This window comes from Kitasatospora sp. NPDC088346 (genome assembly GCF_044740765.1).
Lineage (GTDB): Bacteria > Actinomycetota > Actinomycetes > Streptomycetales > Streptomycetaceae > Kitasatospora.
Genome location: NZ_JBIURH010000004.1, coordinates 133,226 through 160,132, shown reverse-complemented (window position 1 = coordinate 160,132; position 26,907 = coordinate 133,226). Strand labels below are relative to the sequence as shown.

The 26,907-nt window shown below is 73.6% G+C and carries 23 protein-coding genes; 13 read left to right on the top strand and 10 right to left on the bottom strand.

Translation table 11 applies throughout. The features are described from left to right. The first annotated feature begins 2 nt into the window (after window positions 1–2). From ACIOFR_RS08495 to ACIOFR_RS08465, 7 genes are all read left to right on the top strand, one after another. Complete coding sequence (locus ACIOFR_RS08495; RefSeq protein WP_400993602.1) at window positions 3–1,652, top strand: NADH-quinone oxidoreductase subunit M; 1,650 nt, start codon at window positions 3–5, stop codon at window positions 1,650–1,652. Continuing rightward, window positions 1,649–3,286: an NADH-quinone oxidoreductase subunit NuoN gene (gene nuoN / locus ACIOFR_RS08490; protein ID WP_400993600.1), complete on the top strand. Its 1,638-nt coding sequence runs from the start codon at window positions 1,649–1,651 to the stop codon at window positions 3,284–3,286. The genes ACIOFR_RS08495 and nuoN overlap by 4 nt, the downstream gene beginning before the upstream one ends. A 227-nt stretch (window positions 3,287–3,513) precedes the next feature. Then, window positions 3,514–4,527 (top strand): polyprenyl synthetase family protein, encoded by a 1,014-nt coding sequence (locus tag ACIOFR_RS08485; protein WP_400993598.1) that lies wholly within the window; start codon window positions 3,514–3,516, stop codon window positions 4,525–4,527. A gap of 123 nt (window positions 4,528–4,650) precedes the next feature. Then, window positions 4,651–5,313 (top strand): LuxR C-terminal-related transcriptional regulator, encoded by a 663-nt coding sequence (locus ACIOFR_RS08480; RefSeq protein ID WP_400993596.1) that lies wholly within the window; start codon window positions 4,651–4,653, stop codon window positions 5,311–5,313. Between the two features lie 248 nt (window positions 5,314–5,561). Beyond that, window positions 5,562–7,559 (top strand): 2-oxoacid:acceptor oxidoreductase subunit alpha, encoded by a 1,998-nt coding sequence (locus ACIOFR_RS08475; protein ID WP_400993593.1) that lies wholly within the window; start codon window positions 5,562–5,564, stop codon window positions 7,557–7,559. After that, window positions 7,556–8,596, top strand: coding sequence for a 2-oxoacid:ferredoxin oxidoreductase subunit beta (locus ACIOFR_RS08470; protein ID WP_400993590.1), 1,041 nt, complete (start codon window positions 7,556–7,558; stop codon window positions 8,594–8,596). Before ACIOFR_RS08475 ends, ACIOFR_RS08470 begins: the two co-directional genes overlap by 4 nt. Before the next feature lie 261 nt (window positions 8,597–8,857). Continuing rightward, a complete protein-coding gene (locus tag ACIOFR_RS08465; RefSeq protein WP_400993588.1) occupies window positions 8,858–10,408 on the top strand; it encodes a DHA2 family efflux MFS transporter permease subunit in 1,551 nt (516 codons plus the stop codon). Between the two features lie 26 nt (window positions 10,409–10,434). On the opposite strand, the gene ACIOFR_RS08460 is transcribed toward ACIOFR_RS08465, so the two are convergent. Then, on the bottom strand, window positions 10,435–10,956 hold the full coding sequence (locus ACIOFR_RS08460) for a DUF5701 family protein (RefSeq protein ID WP_400993996.1): 522 nt from the start codon (window positions 10,954–10,956) through the stop codon (window positions 10,435–10,437). 52 nt (window positions 10,957–11,008) lie between these two features. Between ACIOFR_RS08460 and ACIOFR_RS08455 the strand changes: the two genes are divergently transcribed. Next, complete coding sequence (locus ACIOFR_RS08455) at window positions 11,009–11,500, top strand: hypothetical protein (RefSeq protein WP_400994023.1); 492 nt, start codon at window positions 11,009–11,011, stop codon at window positions 11,498–11,500. 42 nt (window positions 11,501–11,542) lie between these two features. Here the strand turns inward: ACIOFR_RS08455 and ACIOFR_RS08450 are convergent, their stop codons facing one another. Beyond that, a complete protein-coding gene (locus ACIOFR_RS08450) occupies window positions 11,543–11,938 on the bottom strand; it encodes a winged helix-turn-helix transcriptional regulator (RefSeq protein WP_400993994.1) in 396 nt (131 codons plus the stop codon). Between the two features lie 103 nt (window positions 11,939–12,041). Between ACIOFR_RS08450 and ACIOFR_RS08445 the strand changes: the two genes are divergently transcribed. Next, window positions 12,042–12,896, top strand: a complete 855-nt coding sequence (locus ACIOFR_RS08445; protein WP_400993992.1) for an SDR family oxidoreductase — start codon at window positions 12,042–12,044, stop codon at window positions 12,894–12,896. 110 nt (window positions 12,897–13,006) lie between these two features. Further along, the gene (gene rarD, locus ACIOFR_RS08440; protein ID WP_400993585.1) at window positions 13,007–14,029 is read left to right on the top strand and encodes an EamA family transporter RarD; all 1,023 of its coding nucleotides are present in this window, start codon (window positions 13,007–13,009) and stop codon (window positions 14,027–14,029) included. On the opposite strand, the gene ACIOFR_RS08435 is transcribed toward rarD, so the two are convergent. Next, window positions 14,019–15,401 carry an ABC transporter substrate-binding protein gene (locus ACIOFR_RS08435; RefSeq protein WP_400993582.1) on the bottom strand — a complete coding sequence of 461 codons (1,383 nt, stop codon included), beginning with the start codon at window positions 15,399–15,401 and terminating at the stop codon, window positions 14,019–14,021. The two genes, rarD and ACIOFR_RS08435, sit on opposite strands and share 11 nt — an antisense overlap. Window positions 15,402–15,724: 323 nt before the next feature. Between ACIOFR_RS08435 and ACIOFR_RS08430 the strand changes: the two genes are divergently transcribed. Next, complete coding sequence (locus ACIOFR_RS08430) at window positions 15,725–16,108, top strand: hypothetical protein (RefSeq protein ID WP_400993580.1); 384 nt, start codon at window positions 15,725–15,727, stop codon at window positions 16,106–16,108. 11 nt (window positions 16,109–16,119) lie between these two features. On the opposite strand, the gene ACIOFR_RS08425 is transcribed toward ACIOFR_RS08430, so the two are convergent. From ACIOFR_RS08425 to ACIOFR_RS08415, 3 genes are read right to left on the bottom strand one after another with little or no spacing between them, the layout of a single operon-like run. Continuing rightward, window positions 16,120–17,019, bottom strand: a complete 900-nt coding sequence (locus ACIOFR_RS08425; RefSeq protein ID WP_400993577.1) for an ABC transporter permease — start codon at window positions 17,017–17,019, stop codon at window positions 16,120–16,122. Further along, complete coding sequence (locus tag ACIOFR_RS08420; protein ID WP_400993574.1) at window positions 17,006–17,995, bottom strand: ABC transporter ATP-binding protein; 990 nt, start codon at window positions 17,993–17,995, stop codon at window positions 17,006–17,008. The genes ACIOFR_RS08425 and ACIOFR_RS08420 overlap by 14 nt, the downstream gene beginning before the upstream one ends. Window positions 17,996–18,006: 11 nt before the next feature. Continuing rightward, the gene (locus ACIOFR_RS08415) at window positions 18,007–19,209 is read right to left on the bottom strand and encodes an outer membrane lipoprotein carrier protein LolA (protein WP_400993571.1); all 1,203 of its coding nucleotides are present in this window, start codon (window positions 19,207–19,209) and stop codon (window positions 18,007–18,009) included. Window positions 19,210–19,383: 174 nt separating this feature from the next. Between ACIOFR_RS08415 and ACIOFR_RS08410 the strand changes: the two genes are divergently transcribed. Further along, a complete protein-coding gene (locus tag ACIOFR_RS08410) occupies window positions 19,384–21,978 on the top strand; it encodes a bifunctional FO biosynthesis protein CofGH (RefSeq protein WP_400993568.1) in 2,595 nt (864 codons plus the stop codon). A gap of 54 nt (window positions 21,979–22,032) precedes the next feature. Here the strand turns inward: ACIOFR_RS08410 and ACIOFR_RS08405 are convergent, their stop codons facing one another. Next, window positions 22,033–22,755 (bottom strand): hypothetical protein, encoded by a 723-nt coding sequence (locus tag ACIOFR_RS08405; protein WP_400993565.1) that lies wholly within the window; start codon window positions 22,753–22,755, stop codon window positions 22,033–22,035. Window positions 22,756–23,146: 391 nt separating this feature from the next. Between ACIOFR_RS08405 and ACIOFR_RS08400 the strand changes: the two genes are divergently transcribed. Then, the gene (locus tag ACIOFR_RS08400; RefSeq protein WP_400993562.1) at window positions 23,147–24,244 is read left to right on the top strand and encodes an ADP-ribosylglycohydrolase family protein; all 1,098 of its coding nucleotides are present in this window, start codon (window positions 23,147–23,149) and stop codon (window positions 24,242–24,244) included. A gap of 72 nt (window positions 24,245–24,316) precedes the next feature. Here the strand turns inward: ACIOFR_RS08400 and ACIOFR_RS08395 are convergent, their stop codons facing one another. The 3 genes from ACIOFR_RS08395 to ACIOFR_RS08385 form a co-directional block, all read right to left on the bottom strand. Further along, window positions 24,317–24,526, bottom strand: coding sequence for a DUF397 domain-containing protein (locus tag ACIOFR_RS08395; RefSeq protein WP_400993559.1), 210 nt, complete (start codon window positions 24,524–24,526; stop codon window positions 24,317–24,319). Beyond that, a complete protein-coding gene (locus ACIOFR_RS08390) occupies window positions 24,523–25,383 on the bottom strand; it encodes a helix-turn-helix domain-containing protein (protein WP_400993556.1) in 861 nt (286 codons plus the stop codon). The genes ACIOFR_RS08395 and ACIOFR_RS08390 overlap by 4 nt, the downstream gene beginning before the upstream one ends. 506 nt (window positions 25,384–25,889) lie before the next feature. After that, window positions 25,890–26,597: a GPP34 family phosphoprotein gene (locus ACIOFR_RS08385; protein WP_400993554.1), complete on the bottom strand. Its 708-nt coding sequence runs from the start codon at window positions 26,595–26,597 to the stop codon at window positions 25,890–25,892. Between the last annotated feature and the right edge of the window lie 310 nt (window positions 26,598–26,907).

The window sequence follows — 26,907 nt, the reverse complement described above, 5'->3', positions numbered from 1 at the left end:
CCATGAGCCACCTGCTGACCGCCACCTGTGCCGTCCCCGCCGTCGGCGCCGTGCTCACCGCGGCGCTGCCCGCGGGCACCACCGACGCGCGCCGCCGCACCACCAAACTGGTGGCGATCACCGTCTCGGCCGCCACCCTGGCGCTCACCGCCCTGGTGGCCGCGCGCTTCGAGCCGGGCGGGGCCCGCTACCAGCTCACCGAGTCGTACAGCTGGATCCGCTCCTTCGGGATCAGCTTCTCGCTCGGCGTGGACGGCATCGGCGCGGTGCTGACGCTGCTCACCGCCGTCCTGGTGCCGCTGGTGATGCTCGCCTCCTGGCACGACGCCGATCCGGCCTCCCCGCCCGCGGCCGGGAAGGAGGGGGCCGGACCCGCCGCCGACGGCAGCTTCGAGAACCGCCGGCGCACCCAGGCCTACTTCGCCCTGATCCTGGCGGTCGAGGCGATGGTGATCGTCTCCTTCCTGGCCACCGACGTCTTCCTGTTCTACGTCTTCTTCGAAGCCATGCTGATCCCGATGTACTTCCTGATCGGCGGCTTCGGCGACCGGGCGGGCGGCCCCGACTCGGCGGCCCAGCGCTCCTACGCGGCGGTCAAGTTCCTGCTCTACAACCTGCTCGGCGGCCTGGTCATGCTGGCCGCGGTGATCGGGCTGTACGTGATCGGGCAGGACCAGGGCTTCGCCACCTTCGACCTGCCGACCCTGACCGGCGCCATCGCCGACGGCAAGCTGGTGATCGACCCGGTCGCCCAGAAGGCGCTGTTCCTCGGCTTCTTCTTCGCCTTCGCCGTCAAGGCCCCGCTGTGGCCGGTGCACACCTGGCTCCCGAACGCGATGGGCGAGAGCACCGCCGGAACCGCGGTGCTGATCACCGCGGTGGTCGACAAGGTCGGCACCTTCGCGATGCTGCGGTTCTGCCTCGGCCTGTTCCCGGACGCCTCGAAGACCTTCGCCCCGGCGATCCTGGTGCTGTCGTTGGTCTCCATCGTCTACGGCGCGCTGCTGGCCGTCGGCCAGAAGGACATCAAGCGCCTGGTCGCGTACGCCTCGATCTCGCACTTCGGCTTCATCATCATGGGCATCTTCGCGATGACCAGCCAGGGCCAGACCGGCGCGACGCTCTACATGGTCAACCACGGCATCTCCACCGCCGCGTGGATGCTGGTGGCCGGCTTCCTGATCTCCCGCCGCGGCTCGCGCCTGATCGCCGACTACGGCGGCGTCCAGAAGGTCGCCCCGGTGCTGGCCGGCACCTTCCTGATCGGCGGCCTGGCCACCCTGTCCCTGCCCGGACTCGCCCCGTTCGTCAGCGAGTTCCTGGTCCTGGTCGGGACGTTCTCCCGGTACCCGGTGATCGGCATCATCGCCACCTTCGGCATCGTGCTCGCCGCGCTCTACGCCCTGGTGCTCTACCAGCGCACCATGACCGGACCGGTCAAGGAGGGCGTCCGGCAGCTGCCCGACCTGAAGCTGCGCGAACTGGCCGTGGTCACCCCGCTGGTGGCCCTGACCATCCTTCTCGGCGTGTACCCCAAGCCGCTCACCGACATCGTCAACCCGGCCGTGGACGCCACCCTCTCCCAGGTCCACCAGACCGACCCGGCGCCGGCCCACCCGGTCGCCGCCACCACCGGAGGTGAGCACGAGTGAGCGCCACCCACTGGCTGGCCGCCGCCGGCGGCAACAGCCCCAGCATCCCCGCACCACACGTCGAGTACGGCCAGCTCTCCCCGATGCTGGTGGTCTTCGGCGCCGCGCTGGCGGGCATCCTGGCCGAGGCCTTCCTGCCCCGCCGGATGCGGCACGGCGCCCAGCTCGGCATCGCCCTGCTCGGCCTCGTCGGCGCCTTCGCCGCGGTGGTGGTGCTCGCCGCGCAGGGCCACGCCACCACCAAGGCCGGCCTGCTGGCGATGGGCGCGGTCGCCATCGACGGCCCGGCGCTGTTCCTCCAGGGCGTCATCCTGCTCACCGCCGTCCTGGCGGTGCTCACCTTCGCCGAGGGCCGGCTGGAGCCGCGCCTGAACGGCCACGCGGTGGACGCCTTCACGGCCCAGGGCTCGGCCGTCCCCGGCGGCGAGCAGGAGCGCGAGGCGACCCGGGCCGGCCTGCGGACCTCCGAGGTCTTCCCGCTCACCCTGTTCGCCGTCGGCGGCATGCTGCTCTTCCCCGCCGCCAACGACCTGCTGACCATGTTCGTGGCGCTGGAGGTCTTCTCCCTCCCGCTCTACCTGCTCTGCGCGCTCGCCCGCCGCCGCCGGCTGCTCTCGCAGGAGGCCGCGGTCAAGTACTTCCTGCTCGGCGCCTTCGCCTCGGCGTTCTTCCTGTTCGGCACCGCGCTGCTGTACGGGTACGCCGGCAGCGTGCGGCTCGGCGACATCGCGGACGTGGTGTCGGGCGTCGCCCCGGTCACCCCGGCCCTCGCCACCACCACCCAGAACGACGCGCTGCTGCTGATCGGCCTGGCCATGCTCAGCGTCGGCCTGCTGTTCAAGGTCGGCGCGGTGCCGTTCCACTCCTGGACCCCGGACGTCTACCAGGGCGCGCCCACCCCGGTCACCGGCTTCATGGCGGCGGCGACCAAGACGGCCGCCTTCGGAGCCCTCCTGCGGCTGTTCTACGTGGCCTTCCCCGGCCTGCGCTGGGACTGGCGGCCCGTCATGTGGGGTGTGGCGATTCTCACCATGGTGGTCGGCGCGATCCTCGCGGTGACCCAACAGGACGTCAAGCGGCTGCTGGCGTACTCCTCGATCGCGCACGCCGGCTTTATCCTGACCGGCGTGATCGCCACCAACCGGCAGGGGCTCGGCGCGGTCCTGTTCTACCTGCTGGCCTACTCCTTCGTCACCCTCGGCGCGTTCGCCGTGGTGACCCTGGTCCGGGACTCCAAGGGTGAGGCCACCCACCTGTCCAGCTGGGCCGGGCTCGGCCGGCGCTCGCCGCTGGTCGCCGCGGTCTTCGCGCTCTTCCTGCTGGCCTTCGCCGGGATTCCGCTGACCAGTGGCTTCGCCGGGAAGTTCGCGGTGTTCCAGGCCGCGGCGGCCGGCGGGGCCACCCCGCTGGTGATCGTCGGTGTGCTCAGCTCCGCCGTCGCCGCGTTCTTCTACATCCGGGTCATCGTGCTGATGTTCTTCTCCGACCCCCAGCCGAACGGCCCGGCGGTGGCCGTGCCCAGCCCGCTCACCGCCACCGCGATCGGCGTCGGCGTCCTGGTCACGCTCGGGCTCGGACTGCTGCCGCAGTACTTCATCGACCTGGCCTCGAAGGCCTCGGTCTTCGTCCGCTAGGTCCGGTCCGGTCGATCTCGTCGGGGGCCCGGCAGGATCGGCCGGACAGGGCCCGGCGGGCACCGCCCGGGCCGTGCCCGCCCGCCGCCCGCGACCCACGGTCCTGGGCTGCGGGCGGGCACGCCCGTGCAGTGATCCACTCCCGACCGGATACGCTGCCTTGTACGTGCAACGGCGGCGCTCAGGGAACCAGCCCGCTTGATCGACCAGGGACAGGAGTGGTCTTCGTGACCGTCGTGGGGCCCTTCGGGCTGAGCGTGCAGGACCGCGATCTGACCCGCGACGTCCGGGCCGGGATGGACGCCGTGGAGACCTCGCTGGTCGAGGCCGTCAAGAGCGAGGTCCCGTTCATCACGATCACCGCCAGCCACCTGATCGAGGCCGGCGGCAAGCGCTTCCGCCCGCTGCTGGTCATGCTCGCCGCGCGGTTCGGCGACCCGTACGCCCCCGGCGTGGTGCCCGCCGCCGTGGTCGTCGAGCTCACCCACCTCGCCACGCTGTACCACGACGACGTGATGGACGAGGCCCCCGTCCGGCGCGGCGCCCCCAGCGCCAACTCCCGCTGGGACAACTCGGTCGCCATCCTGACCGGCGACTTCCTCTTCTCCCGCGCCTCGCAGGTCCTCGCCGACCTCGGCCCGGAGGCCGTCCGGATCCAGTCCGACGCCTTCGAGCGCCTGGTCACCGGCCAGATCCTGGAGACCGCCGGCCCCCGGCCCGGCGACGACGAGCTCCAGCACTACCTGGACGTCATCGCCGGCAAGACCGGCTCGCTGGTCGCCGTCTCCTGTCGCTTCGGCGCGCTGATGTCCGGCGCCGAGCCCTGGGTGGTCGACCTCCTCGCCCAGTACGGCGAGCGCATCGGCACCGCCTTCCAGCTCGCCGACGACGTCCTCGACATCGCCAGCGACGGTCACGAGTCCGGCAAGACCCCCGGCACCGACCTGCGCGAGGGCGTGCCGACCCTGCCGGTCCTCCTGCTCCGCCAGATGCCCGCCGACCCCGCGGACCCCGAGGACGCCCGCCTGCGGGAGCTCCTCGACACCGACCTCGCCACGGACGACGACCGCCACGCCGAGGCCCTGCGGCTGCTGCGCCGGCACCCCGCGCTGGAGCGGGCCCGCCGCGAGACGCTGCGCTACGCCGAGGAGGCCCGCGCGCTCCTCGACCCGCTCCCCGAGTGCCCGGCCAAGGCCGCCCTCCAGGAGCTCTGCGACACGGTCGCCATCCGCACCATGTAGCGGGCGCCGGCCGAGAGCGCCCCGGGCGGGGCCCGGGGTCGGCCGTTCCGGGGCGGCCGGGCGCGCCGATGCGGGAGACTGTTCGGGCCGATCAAGATCCCGTACCTCCTGAAGGGCCGCCCCATGCTGCGCGTCGTCATCGCCGAGGACTCCGTACTCCTGCGGGAGGGCCTGACCCGGCTGCTCACCGACCGCGGCCTCCAGGTGGTCGCCGGCGTGGGCGACGGCGAGGCGCTGCTCAGGACCGTCGGCGAGCTGGCCGCCGCCGGCGAGCTCCCGGACGTCGTGGTGGCGGACGTCCGGATGCCGCCGACCCACACCGACGAGGGCGTCCGGGCCTGCGTCACGCTGCGCGGCCTCTACCCCGGCCTCGGCGTGCTGGTGCTGTCCCAGTACGTCGAGGAGCGCTACGCCGGCGAGCTGCTGGCGGGCTCCACCCGGGGCGTCGGGTACCTGCTCAAGGACCGGGTCGCCGAGGTCCGGGAGTTCGCGGACGCGGTGGAGCGGGTGGCCGGGGGCGGTACCGCGCTGGACCCGGAGGTGGTGCAGCAGCTGCTCAGCCGCAGCCGCAAGGGCGACGTGCTGGCCGGGCTCACCCCGCGCGAGCGGGAGGTGATGGGGCTGATGGCGGAGGGCCGGACCAACACCGCGATCGCCCGGCAGCTGGTGGTCTCGGACGGCGCGGTGGAGAAGCACGTCTCCAACATCTTCGCCAAGCTGGGCCTGGCCCAGAGCCCGGCCGACCACCGCCGGGTGCTGGCCGTGCTGACCTACCTGAACTCCTGACCGGGGGGATGCGCCGCAGGCCGGGAGCCGGGCGGCGGACCGGGAGCCGGCGGCCGACCGGGGGATGAGCGGCGCCCCCGCCGGCGTTGTACCGGACGGGGGAGCGGCATCCGGGCGAGACGGTGCGGTCCATGAGTCGGAGTTCCCCTCCCGCCGGGCCCGGCCCGCTTAGGATGCGGATTGGTGCACCAGGCGGACGGGGCACACGGCTCACGCCCGCGGCTGGCGCCACGAGGAGGTCCGCGGCAGTGACCAGTCAGGTCGATCAGTCAGCAGCAGTGGACGGCTCGGACGGGGAGGGCGGCCAGGAGTCCGCCACCCGGTCCGGTATCAGTGGAAGACCTGCCAAGCCGATTCGACGTCTGGATCGTGTGATCATCCGCTTCGCGGGTGACTCCGGCGACGGTATGCAGCTCACGGGTGACCGGTTCACCTCGGAGACGGCGTCCTTCGGGAACGACCTCTCCACGCTGCCGAACTTTCCGGCGGAGATCCGGGCACCCGCCGGGACCCTTCCCGGAGTGTCCAGTTTCCAGTTGCACTTTGCCGATCATGACATTCTGACCCCGGGCGACGCGCCGAACGTTCTGGTGGCGATGAACCCGGCCGCACTGAAGGCCAACCTGGCGGATCTGCCGCGCGGCGCGGAGATCATCGTCAATACCGACGAATTCACCAAGAGGGCGCTGACCAAGGTCGGTTACGCCGCCGACCCGCTGGGCGACGGCTCCCTGGACGCCTACCACCTGCACCGGGTCCCGCTGACCACGCTGACCCTGGAGGCGCTCAAGGACAGCGGCCTCGCCCGCAAGGACGCCGAGCGCGCGAAGAACATGTTCGCGCTCGGGCTGCTGTCCTGGATGTACCACCGGCCGACGCACGGGACCGAGTCCTTCCTGCGCACCAAGTTCGCCCGGAAACCGGCCGTCGCCGAGGCCAACATCACCGCTTTCAGGGCCGGTTGGAACTTCGGTGAGACCACCGAGGACTTCGCGGTCTCCTACGAGGTCCCGCCCGCCCGGCTGCCGGCCGGCACCTACCGCAACATCTCCGGCAACCTCGCCCTGTCCTACGGCCTCATCGCGGCGGCCCGCCTGGCCGGCCTGCCGCTGTTCCTCGGCTCGTACCCGATCACCCCGGCCTCGGACATCCTGCACGAGCTGAGCCGGCACAAGAACTTCGGCGTGCGGACCTTCCAGGCCGAGGACGAGATCGCCGGCATCGGCGCCGCGCTCGGGGCGGCGTTCGGTGGGGCGCTCGGCGTCACCACGACCTCGGGGCCGGGCGTGGCGCTGAAGTCGGAGACGATCGGCCTCGCGGTCTCGCTGGAACTGCCGCTGCTGGTGGTGGACATCCAGCGCGGCGGCCCGTCCACCGGGCTGCCGACCAAGACCGAGCAGGCGGACCTGCTCCAGGCGATGTTCGGGCGCAACGGCGAGGCCCCGGTGCCGATCGTGGCCCCGGCGACCCCCGCGGAGTGCTTCGACGCGGCGGTGGAGGCGGCCCGGATCGCGCTCACCTACCGCACCCCGGTCTTCCTGCTCTCGGACGGCTACCTGGCGAACGGCTCGGAGCCGTGGCGGATCCCGCCGGTGGAGGAACTCCCGGACCTCTCCGTCGAGTTCGCCGCCGGCCCGAACCACGTGCTGCCGGACGGCTCGGAGGCCTTCTGGCCGTACAAGCGGGACCCGCAGACCCTGGCCCGTCCCTGGGCAGTGCCCGGCACGGCAGGTCTGGAGCACCGGATCGGCGGCATCGAGAAGCAGGACGGCACCGGCAACATCTCCTACGACCCGGCCAACCACGACTTCATGGTCCGGATCCGCCAGGCCAAGATCGACGGCATCGCCGTGCCCGACCTGGAGGTCGACGACCCTCCCACCCCGCCCGGCAACGGGCAGGAGGGGCCCACCGGCCGGGCCCGCGTCCTGGTGCTGGGCTGGGGCTCCACCTACGGCCCGATCGCCGCCGCCGTCCGCCGGGTCCGCGCCGACGGCGGCCACGTCGCCCAGGCCCACCTGCGCAACCTCAACCCGTTCCCCGCCAACCTCGGTGCGGTGCTGCGCTCCTACGAGCGCGTCATCGTGCCCGAGATGAACCTCGGCCAGCTCGCCCTGCTGCTGCGCGCCAAGTACCTGGTGGACGCCCAGTCGTACAACCAGGTGCGCGGACTGCCGTTCAAGGCGGCCCAGTTGGCGGACGTGCTGTCCGCCGCGATCGGTACCCTGGAAGGAGAGCAGCGGTGACCGAGTTCCGCTCCCTCGACCTGGTCCCCAAGGCCGACGCTCCGCAGAGCGCCAAGGACTTCAAGACCGACCAGGAAGTCCGCTGGTGCCCTGGCTGCGGCGACTACGCCATCCTCGCCGCCGTCCAGGCGTTCATGCCCGAGCTGGGCATCCGCCGGGAGAACACCGTCTTCGTCTCCGGGATCGGCTGCTCCTCGCGCTTCCCGTACTACATGAACACCTACGGGATGCACTCCATCCACGGCCGCGCCCCGGCGATCGCGACCGGGCTGGCCGCCTCCCGGCCCGACCTGTCGGTGTGGGTGGTGACCGGGGACGGCGACGCGCTGTCCATCGGCGGCAACCACCTCATCCACGCCCTGCGGCGCAACGTCAACCTCAAGATCCTGCTCTTCAACAACCGGATCTACGGGCTGACCAAGGGCCAGTACTCGCCCACCAGCGAGCTGGGGAAGATCACCAAGTCCACGCCGATGGGCTCCCTGGACGCGCCGTTCAACCCGCTCTCGCTGGCGATCGGAGCCGAGGCGACCTTCGTCGCCCGCACCATCGACTCCGACCGCCAGCACCTGCAGTCGGTGCTGCGCGCGGCCGCCGAGCACGAGGGCACCGCGCTGGTGGAGATCTACCAGAACTGCAACATCTTCAACGACGGTGCCTTCGAGATCCTGAAGGAGCCGGGCACCCGGGACGAGGCGCTGATCCGGCTGGAGCAGGGCCGGTCGGTGACCTTCGCCGGCAAGGGCGTGTTCCGCGGGCCGGACGGCGGGCTGACCGTCGCCGAGCTCACCCCGGAGAACGAGGCCCGGGTGCTGGTGCACGACGCCGGCACCGCGAGCCCCGCCACCGCCTTCGCGCTCACCCGGCTCGCCGACGCCGACACCCTGCACCACACCCCGATCGGTGTCCTGCGGGACGTCCGCCGCCCGGTCTACGACACGCTGATGGCCGAGCAGTTGGAGCGGGCCGTCGCCGAGCGGGGTGAGGGCGACCTGGCGTCCCTGCTGTCCGGCAGCGACACCTGGACGGTCGGCTGACCGCGACGGTGATGCCCCCGCAACGGGGTGCACGCGGGCGCCCGGCCGGTACCGACGGCCGGGCGCCCGTGCGTCCGGTGGGGCGCCGCCGCGTTCGGTGGGGCCCGTGCCTCCGGTGGGGCGCCGCGTTCGGCGGATGGGGGCCATCCGGCGGAGCCGCGGGCCCGCGCCGAGGGTGTCGCGCGACAGCCGGGCCCGGTGGCCGGATAGTTGAGCCGTCCGCCCCGGCGAGCCGCCGGTCTGATTCTTGGGAGCCGGTGCATGGCCGAGTCGACCGGTCCGTCCCGCGAGGAGTACTCGGAGCACCGCTGGACGGCGCTGGCGGGCATGTGCGTCGCCGCCGGCATGGTCTGGCTGTCGTTCGCGGACTTCGGGGTCGCCGTCCCGACCATCTCCCGGGAGCTGTCGGCCTCGCTGCCCGACCTGCAGTGGGCCAACAACGCCTTCAGCCTCACCACCGGGGCCCTGGTCCTGGCGGCGGGCCGGCTCGGTGACGTGTTCGGCCGCAAGCGGATGCTGGAGCTCGGCCTGCTGGCGATGGGTGCGGTCTCGCTGGTCGCGGCGTTCGCGCCGGGGGTCACCGGTCTGATCGTCGGCCGGGCGGCGATGGGCGTCGGCGCCGCGCTGATCCTGCCGGCGACCCTGGCGCTGATCCCGCCGATGTTCCCGCCCGAGGAGCAGCCGCGGGCGTTCGGCGCCTGGATGGCGGTGGCCTGGGTCGGCCAGGCCGCGGGGCCGGCCGTCGGCGGTGTGCTGACCGGGGTGCTCGGCTGGCGCTCGACGTTCTGGATCAACGCCCCGCTGGCCCTGGTCGCCCTGTGGCTGGTGCGCCGCCGGGCCGTCGAGTCGACCGACCCCAACGCCTCCCGGCACATCGACCTGCCGGGCCTGTTCACCAGCGCGGCCGCCGCGTTCTGCCTGCTGTACGGGTGCACGGCCGGGCAGGAGAAGGGCTTCGACGACCCGCTGATCATCGGTCTGCTGGTCGGCTCGGTGGTGCTCGCCGGGCTGTTCGTGCTGCTGGAGAAGCGCGTGGCGGACCCGCTGGTCGACCTCCGGTTGTTCTCGTCCCGGCCGTTCTGCGGGGCGCTGGTCGCCAACTCCGTGATGAACATCGTCTTCGCCGGGGTCAGCTTCCTGCTCACCCTCTACCTCCAGGAGGTGCGCGGGTACGACGCCGTCACGGCCGGACTGCTGCTGCTGCCGTCGACCGTGACGATCCTGCTGTTCAACCCGTACGGCGGGCGGGTGTCCGCCCGGCGCGGGGCCCGGTTGCCGGTGGTGCTCGGGGTGCTGCTGCTGGGCGTCGGCACGCTGGTGGCGTCGATCATCGGGCGGCACTACAACTACGCGATCCTCGCCGCCGGCCTGCTGGTGCTCGGCGCAGGCCTCGGCCTGATGTCGATCCCGCTGTCCGACACCGCGGTGGCCGGCCCGCCGGAGGAGCTGGCGGGCACCGCGTCGGGGATGTTCAAGGTGACCAGCATGCTGGGCGGCGCGTTCGGCGTCGCCGTGACGGTCGCCGTCCAGCAGGCGGTGGAGACCAACCAGGCGACCGACCGGGCGAAGGCGGCGGGGCTGTCCGAGACGGACGTTCAGCAGCTGGGCAACGCGGTGACCGACTCCAAGCTGGCGGACCAGATCCTGTCCTCGGTCGACCAGGCGACCAGCGAGGCGCTCACGGCGGCGTTCCAGCAGGTGGAGGCGGTCGGTGCCGGCCGGGCGATGGCCCTGGCGGGTCTGCTCGCGGTGGTGGCGGCGTTCGTCCTTCCGCTGGTGTGGCGCCGGCCCGCGCCCGCCGACCGGGCCTGACCGGGCGGCGCGGCCCGGTCGCCCGGTCAGCGGCGGCTGCCCGCGGAGGCCATGCCCAGCCAGGTGTGCGGGTTGCCCTCCCAGCACCAGCCGAGCTTCGGTGCGCCCTGGCTGATCCAGATCGCCGGCACCCGGCGGTCGCCGCAGCGCGAGGCGCCGAGCGAGAAGCACTTGTTCCTGGCCAGCAACTGCGGGTACTGGGTGACCAGGGCGATGCCCTCCTCGACGGTCAGCAACTGCCGTCCGCGCCCGGCGATCGCCGCCATGGCGGCGCTCGGGACGGCGCCGCAGAACTCCTCGCCGCGCTGGACGTCCAGCAGCAGGTGGGCGGTGCCGGACGGCAACTCCACGGTGGGGACGAAGCGTTCGACGTCCCCCGGCGCGTAGTTGCGGTCGATCACGCCGGGCCGGGACCCGCCCGCGAGCGTGGTGAGCGGCACGGTCAGGGCCGGCGGCGCGAGTTCGCGCCCGACCACCAGGACGAAGGGCACCCGCCCCTCGGCGGGCTCGGGCGCGGTGTCGCCCAGCGCGGCCGCGTCCGCCCGCAGGGGGGTCAGCAGAGCGCGGAACCCGTCGGCGGAGACCGCCGCGGGCTCGCCCGTGCCGGTCGACGCCCGGCACGTCGCCGTGGTCGGCCACTCGATCGGCGGCGCGGCCGCGGTCGAACTGCTCGGCAGGGACGCGCGGGTGGACGCCGCCGTCGACCTGGACGGCGACTTCTTCACCGAGCCGCCCGCCGCCGGCCTGGACCGGCCGGTGCTGCTGCTCGGCGAGCAGCGGACGGCGGACCCGCTCACCTGGGCCGCCGCCTGGGAGCGGCTGCGCGGCTGGAAGCGCTGGCTGGACGTGGACGGCGCGGGCCACCTGTCCTTCACCGACGTGCACTGGTACGTGGACGCGCTCGGCACCCGCGACCAGGTCCCGCCGGAGGAGTCCGGCCCGGTCTTCGGCACCATGAAGGGGGCCCGGGCCGACACGGTGACCCGGGCCTACGTCGGGGCGTTCCTGGACCGGCAGCTGCGCGGCGTACCGAGCACCCTGCTGGACGGCCCGTGCCCCGCCTTCCCCGAGGTGGCCTTCCTGCGCCGGTGAACCGCCCGCCCCGGCCGCCGTCGCGGCCGGGGCGGGGCCGGTCTAGCGGGCGTCGTACGCCTCGCGGGCCTCGGTCACGGCGCACATCCGGCCCTCGACCCAGTGCGCCAGGTCGGAGACCAGCCGTGCCGCCTCGTCGCCGAGCGGGGTCAGGCTGTAGTCCACCCGGGGCGGGATGACCGGGTGGGCCACCCGCAGCACGAAGCCGTCGCGCTCCAGGTTCTGCAGGGTCTGGGCGAGCATCTTCTCGCTCACCCCCGCGACCCGGCGGCGCAGCTCGCTGAACCGGTACCCGCGCTCCATCAGGGCCACCAGGACCAGGACGCCCCAGCGGCTGGTGACGTGCTCCAGGACCCCGCGCGAGGGGCACATCCGGTCGTAGACGTCCGGCAGCCGCTCCACGATCGAGCTCTCCGGGTGGGTGCGTTCCTGCTCCATTACCTCCATGTCAGTACCCTACTTTCAAGTGCGTACTTACGGAAGGTTAGTGCCGTCCATAAAGTGAGTGGCGAAGCAGAGGACAACCTTCCAGGAGCAGAAGATGATCGTCGTCACCGGTGCCACCGGCCAGCTGGGCCGCCTCGTCGTCGAGGGCCTGCTGGCCGAGGTCCCCGCCGAGCGGATCGCCGTGGCGGTGCGTTCCGCCGAGAAGGCCGCCGACTGGGCGGCGCGCGGCGTCGAGGTCCGGGTGGTGGACTACGACCGCCCCGAGACGCTGGACGCCGCCTTCGCCGCGGGCGACCGGGTGCTGCTGATCTCCGGCAGCGAGATCGGCAAGCGCGAGCCGCAGCACCGCGCCGTGGTGCAGGCCGCGAAGGCCGCCGGGGTGGGGCTGCTCGCCTACACCGGGGTGCTGGGCGGCGACGAGGCGAGCTTCCGGCTGGCCGACGAGCACAAGGCGACCGAGGCCGCGATCCGCGAGTCCGGCCTGCCCTTCGTCTTCCTGCGCAACGGCTGGTACACCGAGAACTACACCGCGCAGGCCGCGGGCGCGGTGGCCCGCGGCGAGCTGGTCGGCAGCAGCCGTGACGGCCGGGTCGCCACCGCACCGCGCGCCGACTACGCCGCCGCGGCGGTCGCGGTGCTCACCGGCGACGGCCACGAGAACGCCGTCTACGAGCTGAGCGGTGACGTCGCCTGGTCGCTCGCGGAGTACGCGGCCGCGCTGGCCGCGCAGGCCGGCACCCCGGTGACCTACCGCGACGTCCCGCCCGCGGAGCACCGGGAGGTGCTGGTCGGTGCGGGCATGCCGGCCGCGTTCGCCGACATCTTCGTCGACGTCGACCAGGCGATCGCGCGCGGTGACCTGGCCCGCCGCAACGGTGACCTGGCCCGGCTGATCGGCCGGCCGACCGTCCGGCTGGCGGACACCGTGAAGGTCGCGCTGGACGCCTGACCTGCGACATCGCGGATGTCATGAGTAAAAACCGAAAACGGAGATGACATCCTGCCCTCCCGCCCGCTACCGTCGCTCCGACACCAGTGCGCGCGGAGGGCAGGCCCGGGATGGCAGAGGGACGCAGAGGACTCTGGTACGGCTTCGCCGCCTACGGGATCTGGGGCCTGTTCCCGCTGTTCTGGCCGCTGCTGGAGCCCGCCGGCGCGGCCGACATCCTGGCCAACCGGATGGTCTGGTCGATGGTCGCGGTCGCCCTGATGCTCCTCGTCCAGCGCCGCTGGGCCTGGATCCGGCCCCTGCTCGCCCAGCCCCGGCGGCTCGCGCTCTCCGCGCTGGCCGCCGCCTTCATCTCCGTCAACTGGGGCGTCTACATCTGGGGAGTGAACTCCGGTCACGTGGTGGAGACCAGCCTCGGGTACTTCATCAACCCCCTGGTCACCATCGGCTTCGGCGTCCTGGTGCTGCGCGAGCGGCTGCGGCGCGCCCAGTGGGCGGCGGTCGGCATCGGCGCGGCAGCCGTCGTCGTCCTCACCGTCGGGTACGGGCGGCTCCCGTGGATCGCCCTCACCCTGGCGCTGTCCTTCGCCACCTACGGGCTGCTGAAGAAGCGCGTCGCGCTCGGCGGACCGGAGAGCCTCGCGCTGGAGAGCGCGGCCATGTTCCCGTTCGCGCTGGCCTTCATGGGCTACCTCGCCGTCCACGGCCAGGGCAGCTTCGGCCGGGTCGTCCCCGGCGAGTACGGCTGGGGCCACTCCGGGCTGCTGATCCTCAGCGGTGTGATCACCGCGGTCCCGCTGATGTGCTTCGGCGCCGCCGCCGTCCGGGTGCCGCTGACCACGCTCGGGCTGCTCCAGTACCTCGCACCGGTGTTCCAGTTCCTGATCGGCGTCGCGGTCTTCCACGAGTCGATGCCGCCCGCGCGCTGGGCCGGGTTCGCCCTGGTCTGGGCCGCCCTGGTGGTGCTCACCGTCGACGCGCTGCGCCGGGTCCGGGCCGACCGCGCGGCCGCCGCCGCGGCCCGCGCCCGCGTCGCCGGAGCCGACGGCGCGGCAGCCGTCACCGTCGCCGGCCCCGGTGGGGCCGTTCCCGGTGCGGCGGCTCCGGGCGAGGCCCCCGCCGTCACGCGCTAGCGGCGCCGCCCGGCCGGGACGTGGCCGCCGCCGCGGCCAGCGCGTCCTGGAAACGCGCCACGTCCCGGTCACCGAGGAAGACCGCCAGCGCCGCGTCGATCCGCGCGTTCCATGCCGTGGAGGCCACCACGCCGTGGGTCAGTGAGCCGACGATCCGGGCGTCGCGCCACTGCTCCAGCGACCACCGCGCGTACGGGCCGAACAGCGTCCTGGCCTGCGCGGGCAGGTCGGTCCGGGCCGGGATCGCGCCCTTGGCGCCGTTGAAGGCCAGCTGCCCGTCCGGGCTGCCGCACTCGGCCAGCCAGGCCAGTGCCGCCGCCGGGTGCCGGGCGCCCGCGGCCAGCACGAACACGTCGGAGAGGTACTGGAACACCCCGTCGGTGCCGGGCGCCGGCGCCCAGTCGTAGCCGAGCCCGGGGCGCAGCCCCAGCGTGCCGCGCAGGTGGCCCTCGGCCCAGTCGCCGGTGACCTGGTACCCGGCCCGGGCGGTGCCGACCAGGGCGGTGGCGTCCTCCCAACCCGGCAGTGCGGGGTCGGCGTGGCTGCTCAGTGCCAGCAGCTCCCGGAAGTCGTTGAGGGCGCCGGTCACCCGCTCCGAGCTCCAGCCGCCGTCGGGCCCGTCGCCGTCGACTGGGCCACGTTCGGGTCCGCCGGTGCGGTGCTGTGCCGTGCCGGTGACCGCCGTACCGGGTGCGGGCACCGTGTCCTGCCCGAGCTCGGACCAGAGCCCTGGCCAGCCGTCGGGGCCGACCGCGGCCAGCAGGACCGTCTCCAGCAGGTGCTTGGCACTCCACGAGCCGCCGAGGGCGAGCGGGACCACGCCGGTGCAGGCCACCCGGTGGAGGTTGTCCACCAGCGCGCCGACCGTCGGGGGAGCCGGATCGGCGCCCGCCCGGGCCAGGACCGCGGGGTTGGACCAGATCAGGTTGGCCCGGTGGATGCCGACCGGGACGCCGTAGTAGCCACCGGGGCCGCGCAGCCCCGGCAGCAGGGCGGCCGGGAAGGTCGCGGCCCAGCCCTCCTGCCGGTAGAGCCCGTCCAGCGCGGTCAGCCGGCCGGCCGCGGCCAGGTCGGCGAGTTCGGCGCCGGCGTGCCACTGGAAGCTGTCCGGCGGGTCCCCGGCGGCGAGCCGCCGGCCCAGCTCCGCCTTCGGATCGGCGGTGGCCCGGCCGATGCGCGCGCCGTTGTAGCAGCTCAGCTGGGGAGCGCGGCCCCTGAAGTCGGCGAGCAGGGCCAGCAGGCCGTGCTGCTCGGGGCCGTCGGTCCACCAGGAGTAGAGCTCGAACTGCCCGGTGGGGCCCGGGGCCGAGGCCCGGGCGACGCCGGCCCGCCCGTACCCGGCCAGCACGGTCACGGCCCCGACGGCGGGCACGCCCAGCAGGAGCGCCCGGCGGCGGATCGGCGTGGCTGGTGGCTCCCCCGGTGGTGCGGACGACGGCGGCCGCGGGTGGGTCGAGACGCAGGGTGAACGACGGGTGCTCGCTCGGGACGGTGACATCCCACCCGCCCGGGGTGGCGGCCGTCAAGGTTCCCGGCGCCGGTCGGCGGGGGTGCCGGGTCCCGGAGCGGGTGAACATCTCCTTTCCGGATCTCCTCAAGCGGAGTGCTCTGCTGCTAACGTCCGGGGTGCCACACGGGGTTGTCGCCGGGTACCCAGCTCGGCACCGTGCCCAGGGGCCCGCAGGAGGGCTTGCGATGGTCGACCTTATGGGGCGGTTCACCCGCCCGTCGCGCCGGGCCGCCCGCCCGGGAACGGTCGCGGACGCCCTCCGGGTGCCCGCGGTCCGGCAGAAGCCGGCCAGCGCGGAGGCCGGGGAACTGGTGCTCACCCAGGGCTCGCGCGGCGGCCCGACGACCATCCAGTGGCAGCGGCCCGGCTGCCCCGCGATCACCCTCGCACCGCCGTACCGGCTGGACCGGGTCGACCTCAGGGGCTCCTACCGGGCCAGGCTGCACGGGCTGACCGCCGGGGTGCGGCTGGTCTGCCCCGACTGGTCGCCGCTGTTCCTGGTCGCGCCGGCCCAGCTGGCGGTGCTGGCCTGCGCCGCCGCGACGTCCCGCACGCCGCCGGCCGCCTGAACCGGCACCCGCTACGCGCTGATGTCCCGCGAGGTGAACCGCGCCCACGCGGCCGAACCGAACACGGCGACGTAGAGCGCCTGCAGGCCGAGGTCCTGGAGCACGTTGTCCCAGTACATGTCGGACCGCAGCAGGTCGCCGAAGCTCAGCCACTGATGGCTGAACAGGTAGGGCTGGACGGCGTGCAACTGCGGGAAGCTGTCCAGGATCTGCACGGTGATCACCAGCACCACGGTGGTCGCCATCGCCGCGATGCCGCTGCCGGTCAGGGTGGAGACGAACAGGCCGATGGCCACCAGCCCGGCCAGCGAGAGCGCCACCACGCCGGCCACCAGGACGGCCCGCAGCAGGGCCTCGCCGGGCCCGATCGAGTCGCCGGACAGCAGGGTGACCTCACCCATCGGGAACAGCGCGGCCCCGGTCGCCAGCGCGGCCAGCGCGATCACCACGGTGGCCACCAGGCAGTACGTCAGCGCCGCCGTGAACTTGGCCGCCAGCAGCCTGGTCCGGCCCGCCGGGGCGACCAGCAGGTAGCGCAGCGTGCCGCCGCTCGCCTCGCCGGCGATCGCGTCCCCGGCCACCACGCCGACCGACATCGGCAGGAAGACCGGCAGGGTCAGCGCGAGTGAGGTGAAGACCAGGAACAGGCCGTTCTGGGTCACCTGGGCGACGAAGGCCGGACCGCCGCCGCTCCCGCCGTCGGTCTCGGCCTTCACCACCACACCGATCAGCACCGGCAGCGCGGCCAGGATGGCCAGCAGGGCGATCGTCCGGACCCGACGGAAGGTCAGCCCCACCTCGCTGCGGAACAGGGCCAGGAAGCCCGGCACCGTCTGCGGCCGGACCCGCGCCTCCAGCGGCGCCCGCTCCGCCGCCCGTGTCGCCACGTCCACCGCCTCAGCCTGCGACATCGAAGCCCTCCCCGGTCAGCGCCACGAAGGCGTCCTCCAACGTGCCGCGCTCCACCCCGAAGCCGTGCACCCGCACCCCGGCGCCCACCAGCGCCGCGCACAGGTCCGCCAACGGGCCGTCGCCGAGCTCGGCGGTACCCTCCACCAGGCCCTCGCCGGCGCGGACGCCCGCCACCCGGTGCTCGGCCAGCACCGCCGCGGCCCGCTCGGTGTCCGGGGTGCGGACCACCAGCCGGCCCTGTGCCCGGGCGGCCAGCTCGGCGACCGTGCCCTGGACCACCAGCCGGCCCCGGGACATCACGGCCGCGTGCGTGCAGACCTGCTCGATCTCGTCCAGCAGGTGGGAGGAGAGGAAGACCGTGGTGCCCTCCGCCGCGACCTCCCGGATCAGGGCCCGGATCTCCCGCATCCCCTGCGGGTCGAGCCCGTTGGTCGGCTCGTCCAGGACCAGCAGCTCGCGCGGCTGCAGCAGCGCGGAGGCCAGGCCGAGCCGTTGCTTCATGCCCAGCGAGTACGCCTTCGCCTTCTTGCCGGCCGCCGCCGTCAGCCCGACCCGGTCCAGCGCCTCGGCCACCCGGCGGTCCCTGGTCCGCGGATCGGCGGTGGGGTCGGCGGCGTCGAAGCGCCTCAGGTTGTCCCGGCCGCTGAGGAAGCCGTACAGGGCCGGGCCCTCGATCAGCGCGCCGACCCGGGGCAGCACGCGGCCGACCGAGCGGGGCATCGGCTCGCCGAGCACCGAGGCCGTCCCGGCGGTCGGCGCGATCAGACCCATCAGCATCCGGATGGTGGTGGTCTTGCCGGAGCCGTTGGGGCCGAGGAAGCCGAAGACGCTCCCGCTCGGGACCGTCAGGTCCAGTCCGTCCACGGCGAGCTGGCCGCCGCGGAAGCGCTTGGTCAGCCCGCGGGTGCGGATCACGTCCTCGGCGGCGGGGGCCGGGCCGCCCTCGGCAGCCCGGCCCGCAGGCCGCTCCGTCACCGGAGAGGCCACTACTTCACCCCGGCCGCGCTCTGCAGCACCGGCAGCGTCACGGCGCCCGCGAAGACCCGGCCGTCGTCGGTGATCAGCACGTTCAGCAGCTTGGTGCTGACGAGCGTGCCGCCGCCGACCGGCTTGCCCAGCGAACCGGCCAGCGACTGCAGGTTCTGCGGGGCGCCGCCGTGGCCGCCCTTGCCGGGCGCGCCCTCGCCGGCGGCGGCCGCGGCCCGGGCGTCGGGCAGACGGGTGGTGAGCACCGACGTCCAGCCCTCGCCGACCACGTTGACGTCCGGGGCGGACCCGGCGCCCTTCGGGCCTTCGTGCGCGGCGGGTGCGGCGGGTGCGGAGGGGGCGGCCGGCGCCGCGCCCGCGTCCCGGCCGGCGTCCTCGGCCTCCGTCACCTTCGCGCCCTTGGGCAGGCTGAACTCGAAGGTCTTGGCGGCGGGCCTGGCGAAGGACACCGAGCCGAAGTGCGCGTCCAGCACCCTGCTGCCGTCCGACCCCTGGACCAGTACCGCCAGCGGCACGCCGCGCTCGGCGTCGACCGAGATCCGCACCTCGCGGATGGTCGAGCCGGTCTGGGTGGGCTTCACGCTCAGCTTGTAGGCCGCGCGCCCGGCCACCTCGACGGTGCCGTCCACCGTCACCGAGGTCGTCCCCGCGCCGGCCGCCAGGAACTGCCGGGCGAGCTCCTGCGGGGTCGGCATTCCGGAGCCGAGCGGTGTTCGGGCCGCCCCGCCGTGCGCGCCGCCCTTCGGCGCCGTCGCGTGGTACGCCTCGTTGTGGACGCTGTCCCAGGCCCAGACCTGGTCACCGTTGTGGATGACCTCGTAGCCGCTCAGGTTGCCGAGCAGGCCGACCCGCTGACGGTCCGGGCCGTCGGCGGCGACCTGAAGGGTGTGCTCGCCGCCGAGCAGCTCCACCGCCTTCTCCTGAGGCGAGCCGCCCCGGCCGCCGCCCGCCATGCCCAGCAGCTGGGTGGGCAGCCCCAGGTCGGCCTTCACCTTCACCGTTCCGCTGAACGTGTCGGTCTCGGAGCCCAGGACCTTGGCCACCAACTGCTCGGCGGTGATCGGCGGGAGGTTCGGCTGGCTGTCGCTGGCCAGTGCCGGCACCAGGCCGACGCCCGCCGCGACCGCGGCCGCCACGCCCACCGGCACCAGGACCCGCACGGTCGTCCGCCGCCGCGTCCGGCGCGGCGTGTTCTGCTCCACGATGTTCTCCCACCCTCGGTAGCTGCCGTTGCAGTCTCCATTAGAGGCCCCCGACCCGGGTCCCGGCATCGCCCCAGAGGGGCAGATCGGGGTACGCCTGCCGGCTCACGTGACCCTGAGTCCGCGTCAGGGTCACGTCGTCCTGTGGTCTGATCGCTCGCGTATCGTCGCCCCATGGACGCAACGGACGCCCCCCGCCCCGACCCCCGGCCGGCCCCCACCGCCACCTCGATGCGCAGGGCGCTGCGCCGAGCCCGGGACGGCGCCGCGCTGGACCCGGGCGAGGCGGCGGTGCTGCTCCAGGCCCGCGGCGATGACCTGCGCGACCTGTGCGCCACCGCGGCGCGGGTCCGGGACGCCGGGCTGGCCGAGGCCGGACGGCCCGGGGTGATCACGTACTCGAAGAAGGTCTTCATCCCGCTCACCCGGCTGTGCCGGGACCGCTGCCACTACTGCACCTTCGTCACCGTCCCGGGCCGGCTCAAGCGGGCCGGGCACGGCATGTTCCTGGCCCCGGACGAGGTGCTGGAGATCGCCCGTCAGGGTGCCGCGCTGGGCTGCAAGGAGGCGCTGTTCACGCTCGGCGACCGGCCCGAGGAGCGCTGGCCCGAGGCCCGCGAGTGGCTGGACGCGCACGGCTACGACGACACCCTCGCGTACGTGCGGGCGATGTCGATCCGGGTGCTGGAGGAGACCGGCCTGCTGCCCCACCTCAACCCCGGGGTGCTGGGCTGGACGGACTTCCAGCGGCTCAAGCCGGTCGCGCCGTCGATGGGGATGATGCTGGAGACCACCGCGACCCGGCTGTGGTCCGAGCCCGGGGGCCCGCACCACGGGTCGCCCGACAAGGAACCGGCCGTCCGGCTGCGGGTCCTGGAGGACGCCGGCCGCAGCGCCGTGCCGTTCACCACCGGCGTGCTGATCGGGATCGGCGAGACGTACGAGGAGCGCGCCGACGCGCTGTTCGCGATCCGCCGGATCGCCCGGCAGTACCACGGTGTCCAGGAGGTCATCGTGCAGAACTTCCGGGCCAAGCCGGACACCGCGATGCGGGCCATGCCGGACGCCGAGCTGGCCGAGCTGGCGGCCGCCGTCGCGGTGACCCGGCTGGTGCTCGGGCCGTCCGCCCGGATCCAGGCACCGCCGAACCTGGTCGACGAGGAGTTCGCGCTGATCATCGGGGCGGGCATCGACGACTGGGGCGGGGTCTCGCCGCTGACGCCCGACCACGTCAACCCGGAGCGGCCCTGGCCGCACATCGAGGAACTGGCCGCCCGGACCGCCGCCGAGGGGTTCGCGCTGCGCGAGCGGCTGACGGTCTACCCGGGGTACCTGCAGCGCGGGGAGCCGTGGCTGGACCCGCGGATCATGCCGCACGTGCGGGCGCTCGCCGACCCGGCGACCGGGCTCGCCCGCCAGGACGCGAAGCCGGTCGGCCTGCCCTGGCAGGAGCCCGAGGACCTGCCGGCCTCGTACGGGCGCACCGACCTGCACCGCACCATCGACACCGAGGGCCGGACCGGCGACCGGCGGGCGGATTTCGACGAGGTGTACGGGGACTGGGAGGTGCTCCGCGAGCAGGTCTCGGCGGGTCCCGTCCCGCGGCTGTCCTCCGACGTCCGGCAGGCCCTGGCCACCGCCGCCGACGACCCGACCCGCCTGACCGACGACCAGGCCCTGGCCCTGTTCCACGCCGACGGCCCGGCGCTGGACGCGCTGTGCCGGATCGCCGACGACGTCCGCCGCTCGGCGGTCGGTGACGAGGTCACCTACTGCGTCACCCGGAACATCAACTTCACCAACGTCTGCTACACCGGCTGCCGGTTCTGCGCCTTCGCCCAGCGCCGCACCGACGCCGACGCCTACACCCTCTCGCTGGAGCAGGTCGCCGACCGGGCCGCCCAGGCCTGGGAGGTGGGCGCCACCGAGGTCTGCATGCAGGGCGGCATCCACCCCGACCTGCCCGGCACCGCCTACTTCGACATCGCCCGCGCCGTGAAGGCCCGGGTGCCGGGGATCCACGTGCACGCCTTCTCGCCGATGGAGGTGGTCAACGGCGCGACCAGGACCGGCCTGTCGATCCGGGACTGGCTCCAGCAGGCCGGGGAGGCCGGTCTCGACAGCATCCCCGGCACCGCCGCGGAGATCCTGGACGACGAGGTCCGCTGGGTGCTCACCAAGGGCAAACTGCCCGCCGCCACCTGGGTCGAGGTCGTCACCACCGCGCACGAGCTGGGCATCCGCTCCTCCTCCACGATGATGTACGGGCACGTCGACACCCCGGCGCACTGGCTCGGCCACCTGCGGCTGCTCGCCGGGATCCAGCAGCGGACCGGCGGCTTCACGGAGTTCGTCACGCTGCCGTTCATCCACACCAACGCCCCGGTCTACCTGGCGGGCGTCGCCCGCCCCGGCCCGACCGCGCGGGACAACCGGGCGGTGGTGGCGATGGCCCGGCTGCTGCTGCACCCGCACATCCCCAACATCCAGACCAGCTGGGTGAAGCTGGGCGCCGAGGGTGCGGCCGAGATGCTCCGCTCCGGCGCCAACGATCTGGGCGGCACCCTGATGGAGGAGACCATCTCCCGGATGGCCGGTTCGGCGTACGGCAGTTACAAGTCCGTCCGGGACCTGGAGGCGATCGCCGAGGCGGCCGGCCGGCCGCACCGCCAGCGCACCACCACCTACGGCGTGGTCCCCGCCGAGCGGCGGGCCGCGGCCCTGGCCTCCGACGGGCACCTCCCGGAGCTGCTGCCGGTGCTGGACTGAGCCGGCCGCCAGCCGCTGGTCGCCCGCTGCTCGTAGCCGTCGCTCAGCCGTCGCTCAGCCGCTCCTCGGACCGTAGAGCACCTCGAAGGTGAGCTCGCCGGTGTGCTGCTGCCCGGGGACGGCGGTGTTCGCGGAGACCGACAGCAGGGCGTCCGCCCGGCTGGTGAACACGCAGATCCGGGTGCCGGGGTCGAAGCCCTGCGGGGCGAACCCGCCGACGGGGCTGAAGACCGGGCGGGCGGCCAGACAGGCCGCGTGGGTGGCGGGCTGGCCGGCGGCGAGGAAGGCGGCCGACCCGTCCTTGAAGCCGACCTGTTCGTGCCCGTCCCCGCCCTTGCCGTACCAGCCGGAGAGGGTGTCGGCCGTCCACGCGGTGGTGTCGCCGTGGTCCGGCACGGGGTCGTCGAGGTCGATCCCGTGGTCGGCCGGCAGCACCCAGTGGTAGCCGCCGGACCAGTCCCCGGCCGCCGTCCGGGACGGGCCGGGGCCGCCGGTCCGGCCGGGCGCGTCGGAGCCCGCCGAGCCGGGTGCCCGGTCCGCGGTGAGCAGCTTCGCGCCGCCCACCGCGCCGGCCACCAGGAGGAGGGCGAGCAGCCACGCGACCGGTCTCGGTATCCGCTGGAACAGCGAGAAGAGCACGACGCGTGCCTCGCCGGCCATGACCACCGGGCCGTGGTACGTCCCGCCGTTGATGTCGTTGTGCACCTGCCCGCCGGTGCCGGTGCCGGTGCCGGTGCCGGTGCCGCTGCCGCGGGCCTTCGGTCTGTGCCGGCGCACCGTGCCCCCCAGATTGTGGCCGGATCCGTCCCCTGGGTGAGTTCTGCCCGTCCGCGGCCGCCGCGCAACCTGGATCGGGTACGAACCCGGACGGCGCCTTCGGGCCCGTCGCCCCGACCATCGGGTCCTCGCGCAGGTCGCGCAGCTCGTGACGGCCCTGGCGCGGGCCCGGGTTGTCGTCGGCCTGCCGCCCTGCGGGTGCCGGTGGTGGGGCTGTTGAGGACCTGGCGTTCGAGGGAGGGGGTGAAGCCGTCAACCTCTTCGAATACAGTGCGGTGGCGCTCGAACGCTCGTGGGCGCCGGTCCGGCCGCCCCGCGGCGCGTCCGCGGCCGGCCCCGTCCCGCCGTGCCGCCCAGCCCCGCCCCGCCCCGGACGAAAGGCCCCTCCGTGATGCCACTGTGGTCACGCGCGCAGCAGCAGGACTTCCGCAGCCGGGTCCGGGGCTGCCTGCTCGGCGGTGCGATCGGTGACGCGCTCGGCGCCGGGATCGAGTTCGAGCCGCTGGAGAAGATCGTCGAGACCCACGGCCCGCAGGGCGTCACCGGCTACGTGCCGGCGTACGGTCGGCGCGGCGCGGTCACCGACGACACCCAGATGACCCTGTACACCCTGGACGGCCTGATCCGGGCCCACATCAACCGGGACGGCGGCAACTGGCACCCGCCCAGCGACGTCCACCGGGCCTACCTGCGATGGGCGGCCACCCAGCGGGACTGGGGCCCGGACGAGCGCCGCGCGGATCTCGGCTGGCTCGGCCGGGAGGAGTGGCTGTACGCCCAGCGGGCCCCCGGCCAGTCCTGCCTGTCCGGCCTGTCGGGCCCGGACGCCGACCGGCTCGGCACCGTCGACGAGCCGCGCAACCCGCACTCCAAGGGCTGCGGCACGGTGATGCGGGCCGCCCCGTTCGGCCTGCTCACCGCCTGGGAGCCGGGGCTGGTGTTCCAACTGGCCGTCGAGTGCTCGGTGCTGACCCACGGACACCCCACCGGCTACCTCTCGGCCGGGGCGTTCGCGGTGATCGTCCACACCGTGGCCCGGGGCGGCACACTGGAGGAAGGCGTGCACCTCGCGCTGGCGCTGCTCTCCGAGCGGCCGCGGCACGAGGAGGCCACCGCCGCGCTGCGGGCCGCCCTGGACGCCGTCCGGGCCGGTGCACCCTCGCAGGAGCGGGTGGAGGCGCTCGGCGAGGGCTGGGTGGCGGAGGAGGCGCTGGCGATCGGGCTGTACTGCGCGCTGGTGGCGGAGGACGTGAAGTCCGGGCTGCTGCTGGCCGTCAACCACTCCGGGGACAGCGACTCCACCGGCTCGATCTGCGGCAACCTGCTCGGGGTCCTGCACGGGGAGACGGCGCTGCCGCCCGAGCTGGTGGCCGAACTGGAGGGCCGGGGGGCGATCCTGGAGCTGGCCGACGACTTCGTGCTGGAACTGCTGCACGGGCCGGAGCTGCACGGGACCGAGGGCTGGCAGGCCCGCTACCCGGCCGGCTGACCGGACCTGGCCCGGCGGCACGGCGCCCGCCGCGGAAGCACGGCGGGCACCGGACGCGGCGGACGGAAGCGATCAGACCTCGCCGAAGGCGCCGGACCCGGCAGCGGTGGCGAACGCGGCCCAGGCCTCGTTGGAGAAGTGCAGTTGAGGGCCCTCAGGGTCCTTGGAGTCGCGAACGGCGACGGCGACGGGGCTCGGCACGGCGATCTCCACGCAGGCGCCGTTGCCGCCGCTGTGGCTGCTCTTGCGCCAGGCCAGGTTGCTCAGGGACTTGGTGCTCATTTGACTCTGAACCCTTCTACATAGGTGTGTATCAATGACCGGCTCTCCGTGACGCTGAGTGCGGCGGCCCGCAGGTGGTCATAGAGATTGGTATAGCGGCGCACGTCCGCGTCCTTCTCCAGGTAGAGATCGCTCGTCACCCCTTCGAAGTAGACAACCGTCGAATCCGCTGACTCGGGGAACTCCAGCAAGGAGAATGTCCCGGTCATACCGGGGTGGGCGCCTCGCTCGAAGGGGATCACCTGCAGATTGATGTTGGCTCGCTGACTGAGCGTGAGCAGCTGGCCCAGCTGATCCGCCATCACCTGGGCGCTGCCGACCGCCCGCCGCAGTACGGCCTCGTCTATCACCACCCAGAGGCTGCCCAGCTGGTCGTCGCCGTAGATCCGGTCCTGCCGCTTGAGCCGGACGTCCACCCGTCGCTTGATCGCCCCCGGCTCGGTGTCGGGCTGCGTCCCCGCGACCACCGCCTCGGCGTACTCCCGGGTCTGCAGCAGCCCGGGCACGAAGGAGGACTCGTACGCCCGGATCGAGGACGCCTCCGCCTCCAGGCCGATGTAGACGCTGTACGGGATGTCGCCGAAGTCGTGCCACCAGCCGCGCTGTCGGGACTCGCGGGCCATCTCCATCAGCCCGGCCCGGACCCGTTCGTCCGTCACCTCGTAGACGTCGCACAGGTCGCGGACGTCGCGCTGACTGATGCTGCGGCGCCCGTTCTCCAGCCGGCTGATCTTCGACTGGGACACCATCAGCCGGCCGGCCACCTCCTCGGCGGTCATCTGCCGCAGTTCACGCAGGCGCCGCAGCTCGGCGCCGAGCCTCCGGCGCCGGACTGTGGGATTGACGCTGGTGGACACATCGACCTCCGGCCGGACCTCAGGCGCGGCGGACGGCGCCGTGCCGCGGAAGAGTGTGGAAATTGGTACCAACCCCCTGATGTGGAGCAGCATGCCATCTCACCTCCGGTCCGTGCCGGTGAATCACCCGAGCGCGGTAGAACAGATCATCGGAAAACCGTTCATTCCGGATCTTGGCCCTTGCGCTCCGAACGCCCTTGCCGGTAAGGGCGTTCGAGGTGCGGTGAGCTGGTCGAGCCGGGCCGTGGCCCGTGCGTGGTGGAGACCGGCAGCGGGCCGGTGCGACCCGTACGGCCGACTGTATGCCTTCGCGACCGTCCGGCAGCGGGCAGTTCCGCGGGCCGGGCGGCGGGCCCGACGACCGGCGCGGGCGGCGCGGACGGCGCGGTGAGCTGGCCCCGGCCCGGGAGCGGGCCCGGAAACGGCGACAGGGCGGCCCGTCCGGCGCCTGGTGCGCCGGGCGAACCGCCCCGAGAAGTGCTGTGCGGGCTAACGGCGCGTGCCGATCACCGCGCGCCCACCCGTGCCGCCACACCACGACCAGGTGCGGGCCGGCCCGGCGGCGCCGCCGGAGCGCGATTCTGCTGCACCGGCAGGCCGTTCTGCACGTCCATCACGGCGTGCGCCACCATGCCGCCGAGGGGGTCGTAGCGAATCAGGTCGCGCAGCCGTGACCGCGAGGACCTGCCCTCGTTACCCGGGTAGAGGTGCTTCCCCAGCCCGACCGCGTGCGCGAGGGCGGCCAGCGCCGCGGTCCGGGGGTCCGGCGGCACGCCGGTCCGGATCGCGGTGTCGAGCCGCTGCTTGATCGCTCCATTGGTGCAGTCGTCCGACGCCTGGTAGCGCGTCGTCGGCAGCACCCCGCACATCTGACCCGGCACCGCCGTCACCATGCCGCACCGTTCCAGGTGCGCGAGGTACGTCTGGCGCAGCCCCAGCCGGGGCCCACCGATCCAGTGCGCGGCACGGACCGGGCTGCCACGACGGCGCAGCAGCTCCAGTGCGTGGTCCAGGGTCGGATCACCGGTCGGCCGTGCCATCACCACGGCGATCCGATCTCCGTCCGGGACTATCCGTCCGGCCAGGGACAGCTCCACCAGCTGTGCCCCGGCAAGTCCGAGGTCGAGGGTCTGCGGCTGCGCAGTGGTGCCCGTGGCCGGGTCCAGTGCGAGCAGCAACAGCTCCTCGGGAATTGTTCTGCGGCTCCTGCCCATCCAAGCCTCCCCGCGTGGATGAATGACAGAGTGACGCCTCTCACACAGGCTTGTCGAGTACGCCTCCGAATCGTGACCTTGCCGCAGACGGCCCCGCAGAGCGGGGAACCGTCGCCGAAGGGCGCAGCGTCTGACCCGGGGAACAGCCCGGGCGGGCGCAATAACCGCCGGTCGGGCGGGGTGCGCGTGCCCCTGGGGTCACGGGTGCCGGAGACTGTACAGCTAGTGGAGCAGGTCGAGAACCTGCGCGAAAAAAGACAGGTCGACGGTCGGCCCGGGCTGGGCCGGGCGGACAAGGAGGATGGGTCAC